3 protein-coding genes are annotated in these 6582 nt (G+C 62.5%); 2 read left to right on the top strand and 1 reads right to left on the bottom strand.

What is annotated here, in order from left to right; genetic code table 11:
* Window positions 1-219: 219 nt before the first annotated feature.
* Window positions 220-1959 (bottom strand): acyl-CoA synthetase, encoded by a 1740-nt coding sequence (locus WA904_RS14600; RefSeq protein WP_425197851.1) that lies wholly within the window; start codon window positions 1957-1959, stop codon window positions 220-222.
* 51 nt (window positions 1960-2010) lie between these two features.
* Between WA904_RS14600 and WA904_RS14595 the strand changes: the two genes are divergently transcribed.
* A complete protein-coding gene (locus WA904_RS14595; protein ID WP_425197850.1) occupies window positions 2011-2925 on the top strand; it encodes an alpha/beta fold hydrolase in 915 nt (304 codons plus the stop codon).
* 84 nt (window positions 2926-3009) lie between these two features.
* Window positions 3010-6483: a response regulator gene (locus tag WA904_RS14590; protein ID WP_425197849.1), complete on the top strand. Its 3474-nt coding sequence runs from the start codon at window positions 3010-3012 to the stop codon at window positions 6481-6483.
* Window positions 6484-6582: the final 99 nt, after the last annotated feature.

Genomic DNA, 6582 nt, shown 5'->3' with positions numbered 1-6582 from the left:
AATGAAGGCCGTGCGAAGAACCGCCGCGTCGAGATCTATGTGGCCGAGCCGGTGCAGGCTACCGCCAGGTAACTGATTCCCCTATCGACGCTCACTTCGTGTAGCGCCTTTTCCCCCTCCGGGGACGGCGCCTGCAGACTGGCAAAGCCAGATCTGCGGCCCCCGCTGGTAAAAAGAAAAAGCACCCCGCGGGGTGCTTTTTCTTTTTGCGCATGCCGCTCAACCTGCCTGTCGGAACCGTTCCTCCTCTTGCAGCCTGAGCACGCGCCGCTGCACCTTGCCGGTGGTGGTCATCGGCAGCGCGTCAATGAACTCGATCTCCTTCGGGTATTCGTAAGGCGCCAGCAGGCCCTTGACATGGGCCTGCAGCTCGGCCATGAGTTTGATGTCAAATTGGCCTCCAGCCCCCATCTGTTGTGCGCGGACAGCTACAAAATCAGGAGCGAGCACGATGTAGGCCTTGACCACGGCGCCGCGTTCCCGGTCGGGTTTGGGCACCACCGCCGCGTTCGCCACCGCCGGGTGCTTGACCAGGCAGTTCTCGATCTCGCCGGGGCCAATGCGGTAGCCGGCTGCCTTGAACACGTCGTCAGCTCGGCCCTCGTACCAGAGGTAGCCTTCTTCGTCGCGGCTCGCCAGGTCGCCGGTGCGGCACCAGTCGCCGGTGAACTTGCCGCGGGTGGCGGCGTCCTTTTTCCAGTAACCGAGAAAAAAGATCGGGTCGGGGTCGCCATGGATGTCAAAGCGATTGACCGACACATCGCCAGGCACGCCCACCGGGCATTCCTTTCCGTCGTCATCAATCACCGCCACACGGTGGCCCGGGTAGCCTTTGCCCATGCTGCCCGGCTTGGCCGGCCACAAGGCAGAACAGTTGCCCACCACATAGTTGATCTCGGTCTGGCCGAACATTTCGTTGACCAGCACACCGAGCTCGTCGCGACAATAAGCAAAAACCGCGTCGCCGACCGCTTCGCCCGCGCTCATCATGGCCTGCAGCTTGAGCTTGAAGTGGCGCCGCGGTTGCGGGTAGGCCTTCATCATGGCTTTCAGCGCGGTCGGAAACAGGAAGGTGTGCGTCACGCCCTGTTCTGCCATCAGGCTGAAGGCCAGCTCGGGGCTGAAGCGCCCGTTGAAAGCCACGATGGGCCGGCCGAAATACAGGGTGGGTAACAGGGCATCCATCAGCCCGCCGGTCCACGCCCAGTCCGCCGGGCTCCAGAACACGGCGTCGGACTTGGCATTGGTTTTGCCGTCAAAACCGAACCAGTTCTGGCTGCAAACAAAACCCGGCAGATTGCCGATCAGCGCACGGTGCGCCAGCAGCGCGCCCTTGGGCGGGCCAGTCGTGCCGCTGGTGTAAATCAGGATGGCTGCGTCGTCGGCCTTGGTTTTCACTGCGGTGAAAGCCCGTTGCTGCGCTGCAGTCGCCGCCTCGTAATCCACGTCACCCTGGCCTGCTGCCGCGCCCGCTGCAATCACCGTGCGCAGCGCCGGGCAGCTCTGGCGAATGGCCTTGAGGCTGGCAATGGAGCTCTCATCACATATGGCCAGCACCGCCTCACTGTCCTGCAGCCGGTATTCCAGCGCCTCGGGGCCGAACAACATGGACAGCGGCATCGCCACCGCGCCCATCTGGAACACCGCCATGTAGGCCACGGCGGTTTCAAAACGCTGCGGCATCACAATCGCCACGCGGTCACCGCGCTGCACGCCCATCTGCGCCAGCACATGGCTCAGGGCGTCGGCCGCCTGCTGCAACTGCGAATAGGTATGAAAAGTGGTCGCAGCCCCCGTCTGGTGGGCGCGGATAGCTACTCTTTCAGTAGCACTCCTGGCCGTATCGGTTTCTGCCCAGCGCCGGCAGCAGACCTCGGCGATGTTGAAATGTTCATCCACCTGCCAACGAAAGCCCGTATGTAGGTCGGCGTAATGATCGGATGTGGATGTGGGGGCCATGTCCCTGTCTTGACTGCGCTTCAAATCGAGTCTCCTTATGATTGAGGATCAATGTACAAAGAAAAACGCCCTCCCCGCAGCGAGTTTGTCCCAATACGCGGCATCAATTACCACACGCTTCATTGGGGCGAAGCCAACAGTAGCCTGACGCCGTTGGTGCTGGTTCATGGCTGGATGGACGTCGCTGCCTCCTACCAGTTTGCGGTCGACGCCCTGTCCGACGCCTTTGTGCAGGGCCGCAGCATCATTGCGCCCGACTGGCGCGGTTATGGAAAAACCGGTGCCGGAGGTGCAGACAACTTCTGGTTTCCGGACTACCTGGCCGATCTCGATTTTCTCCTCGACCACTATGCACCCGGCCAGCCTGTCGACCTCGTCGGCCACAGCATGGGCGGCAATGTGGCCATGCTGTATGCCGGCGTGCGGCCCGAGCGCATCCGCAAGCTGGTCAACCTCGAAGGCTTCGGCATGCCCGCCACGCGGCCCAGCCAGGCGCCCGGACGTTATGCCAAATGGATGGACGAGCTCAAAAGCCTGCACCGCGGCGAAATGGCGCTCAAACCCTACAACGACGTGGACGGCGTGGCCCGCCGCCTGATGCGCACCAACCCGCGGCTGACGCAGGACAAGGCCGACTGGCTGGCCCGCCACTGGGCCGCACCCGACGCCCAGGGCCAGTGGCGCATCCTGGGCGACGCCGCCCACAAAATCACCAACGCCCAGCTGTACCGCGTTGACGAGGTGCTGGAGATTTACCAGCGCATCAGCGCACCCACGCTGGCCATCGAGGCGTCCGACGATTCCCTGGGCAAATGGTGGGAAGGCAAATACACGCTGGCCCAATACCACGAGCGGCTGCAATCCGTGCCGCAGGTCACCACTGCGGTGGTGCGGGATGCCGGCCACATGCTGCACCACGACCAGCCGGAGCAACTGGCCCGCCTGATCGAAGATTTCCTGGCTTAACAGGCCTTATGTGCGCTAGCGCACGTTCGAAACGCCGGTTCAGGCGCACACTCGGTCCTTTATTGCGCTTGGCGCGGGGACACCATGACCGGGCCAACTTCCGACAATCAGGAAAATTTTCGACGCGTCCTGACGCGCAACGTCAGCCTGCCACTGGGCGTGGGGGCACTCAGCGCCGCGGTTTTTGTCACCCTCATCTTCTACCTCCTGTCCGCCCTTGGCGGCGTCGAGCTGACAGAACGGGCGATCAGCAACGCCAACCAGGTCGCCAAGCTGGGCGCCGACATGGAAGCCAGCATGTACGGCTTCCTGGTCACCGGTGAAGAACCCCTGCTGCAGCCTTTCGAGATCGGCAAGCCACGCATTGCGGCCGAAACCGCCACGCTGGCCGAACTGGTCCGGAACAACCAGTCCCAGGTCAGCCGGCTCAGGCGTATTGCCGCATTGCAGACGCAGTGGAACGAGTTTGCGCAAACCATTGTGGACCTCAGACGCAAAGACCTCGACTACCAGGCGCCGGTTCGTTCTGCGGGCGGAAAAAGCCTGACAGATGAAATCCGGCGCGAGTTCGCCGAGTTCATCAGCATTGAAGAGCGCTTGCTACAGGAGCGCAACACCCAGGCCAGGAGCAACACCACCTGGGGCATGGCGGCTTACCTGCTGTTCAGCCTGGGGCTGAGTGGCCTGCTCGCAGCACTTGGCCACCGCGAACTGCAGCGCCTGTCGGACTCTTATGTCGAAGCAGAGCGCAAACAGGCGGCCACTGCGCTGCTGCTGGACCAGCAGCTCTGGCTGCGTACCGGTCAGCGGCAGCTGGCCGAACACACCATCGGCCAGCAGGCTCTGGAGTCGTTGGGTCGCAGCGTGCTCGAGTTCGTCGCGCGCTACCTTGATGTGGCCGTGGCGGCCCTCTACGTCCGGGAAGACAACGGCAACCTGCGGCGAGTTGCCGCCTACGGCTTCAGTGCCAACAACGAAAGTACGGAACAGGCGTTTTACAGCGCGGAGGGCCTGGTCGGTCAGGCAGCGCTTGAGAACCGGGTGCTGCAGCTCGACGACCTGCCCGACGGCTACCTGAAGGTCACCTCGGGCCTGGGCCGGGGCTCGCCCCGCCACGTGCTGGTGGTGCCGGTACACAACGACGGACAGGTCAATGGCGTGGTGGAGCTCGGTTTTCTGCGTGCGCTTGGCGCGCGGGACCTGGAGTTCGTCAACATGATTGCCAACAACATCGGCAACTCCATCCACGCAGCGCTGTACCGCCGGCGGCTGCAGGACGTGCTGGCAGAAAGCCAGCAGCTCAACGAAGGCCTGCAGTCACAACAGGAAGAGCTGCGCACCGTCAACGAAGAGCTGGAAGAAAAGTCACGCGTGCTCAAGGAGTACCAGATCAACCTGGAGAACCAGCAGGCCGAGCTTGAACAAACCAACGAGCAGCTGTCCGAAGTGGCCTTGTCGCTGGACCAGAAAAACGGCGCGCTCAACCAGGCGCAGACCCTGCTGGAAGAGCGCGCCGAAGAACTCAGCCGCGCAAGCCGCTACAAGTCGGAGTTCCTGGCGAACATGTCGCATGAACTGCGTACCCCGCTCAACAGCTCGCTGATCCTGGCCAAGCTGCTGGCAGACAACCCCAAGGGCAATCTCAATGAAGAGCAGGTCCGGTTCTCACAATCGATCTACTCCGCCGGCAATGACTTGCTGAACCTGATCAACGACATTCTCGACATCTCCAAGGTCGAGGCCGGCAAGCTCGAACTGACTCCCGAAGACATCGTTCTGGCCCATCTGGTGAGCTCGCTCAGAAACACCTTCGAGCCCATGGCCAACCAGAAGCAACTGCAGTTCGAGATCAGCATCAGCCACGGCACACCCGTCACGCTGGTGACCGACCGCCAGCGCATCGAACAGATCCTGAAAAACCTGCTGTCCAATGCAATCAAATTCACCGACGCAGGCAAGGTCAGCCTCACCGTGTCGCAGCACGCCGACGGCCAGATTGCATTTGCCGTGCAGGATTCGGGCATCGGTATCCGGCCGGACCAGCAGGGCATTATTTTTGATGCCTTCCACCAGGCCGACGGCACCACCAGCCGCCGCTACGGCGGTACCGGCCTGGGCCTGTCGATCTCGCGCGACCTGAGCAGCCTGCTAGGCGGCGCCATCACACTGGAGAGCCGCGAGGGCAAAGGCAGCTGCTTCACGCTGCTGCTCCCCACCCGCTGGACGCCGGCCCAGTTGCCGCCAGCCGCCCCGATGACCCCTGCGCAGGCGCGGCCAGTCCCCGTCACCACTGTTGCGACCGTCAAGGCCGCGGCTCCGGGAACAGCGGTGCATGTGCCGGTGTTCCCCGACGACAGGCACAAGCCGCTGGCCACCCGGCTGGTGCTGGTGATCGAGGATGATCCTGCTTTCGCGCAGATCCTGTATGACCTGGCCCATGAGCTGGGTTACGACTGCCTCGTCGCGCACGGTGCGGCACACGCCATAGAGCTGGCCACCCAGTTCCTGCCGGCCGCAATTTTGCTCGACATGGGCCTGCCCGACCGCGATGGCATGTCGGTGCTGGAACAGCTCAAACGCAACCCGCTGACCCGCCATGTGCCGGTGCACGTGGTCTCGGGCGTGGAACCCCGCGAGCCCGCCCTGCAGATGGGTGCCATCGGATATGCCATCAAGCCCACCACGCGTGAGCAGCTCAAGGAGGTCTTCAGGAAGCTCGAAGACAAGCTCACGCAAAAGGTCAAGCGAGTGCTGCTGGTGGAAGACGACGCACTGCAGCGCGCCAGCGTCACCAGCCTGATTGGCGACGACGACGTCGAAATCACCGCAGTCGAAACCGGCACGGAGGCACTGGCCTTGCTGGCCAACACGATTTTTGACTGCATGATCATCGACCTGAAGTTGCCCGACATCCAGGGTTATGAGTTGCTGCAGCGCATGGCTACCGGCGACATCACTTCTTTTCCGCCCGTGATTGTCTACACCGGTCGCAACCTGAGCCGCCAGGAGGAAGCCGACCTGCTGCAGTACTCGCGCTCCATCATCATCAAGGGCGCGCGTTCGCCCGAGCGCCTGCTCGATGAAGTCACCCTTTTCCTGCACCGGGTGGAGGCAGACCTCTCGGCAGAGCGGCAACTCATGCTCAAGGCCACGCGGAGCCGTGACCGGGTGTTCGAGGGTCGCAAGATCCTGCTGGTGGATGACGATGTGCGCAACATTTTTGCGCTCACCAGTGCGCTTGAGCAAAAAGGCATGCTGGTTGAAATTGGCCGCAATGGCTTTGAGGCGATCAGCAAACTCAACGAGGTGGAAAACATCGACCTGGTGCTGATGGACATCATGATGCCCGGCATGGACGGCCTGGAAGCCACGCGCCGCATCCGCCAGGACCCGCGTTTCCAGAAGCTGCCCATCCTTGCCGTCACCGCCAAGGCCATGAAGGACGACCAGGAGCAGTGCATCAAGGCCGGCACCAACGACTACCTCGCCAAGCCGATCGACCTGGACCGCCTGTTCTCGCTGCTTCGCGTCTGGATACCGAACGTGGAGCGGGTTTAGTGTTCTGTCCCGCAAATAAGGTGATGAAATGAAATTGTCCAGTCAGCTGTCAGGCAAGGCGCGAGGAGGCGACATAGCCGTAGCTATGGCAACGACGAG

Origin of the sequence: Polaromonas sp., assembly GCF_049790275.1 — a bacterium.
In the GTDB taxonomy this organism is placed as follows: Bacteria; Pseudomonadota; Gammaproteobacteria; order Burkholderiales; family Burkholderiaceae_C; genus Polaromonas.
This window is presented reverse-complemented; position numbering and strand designations above follow the sequence as displayed.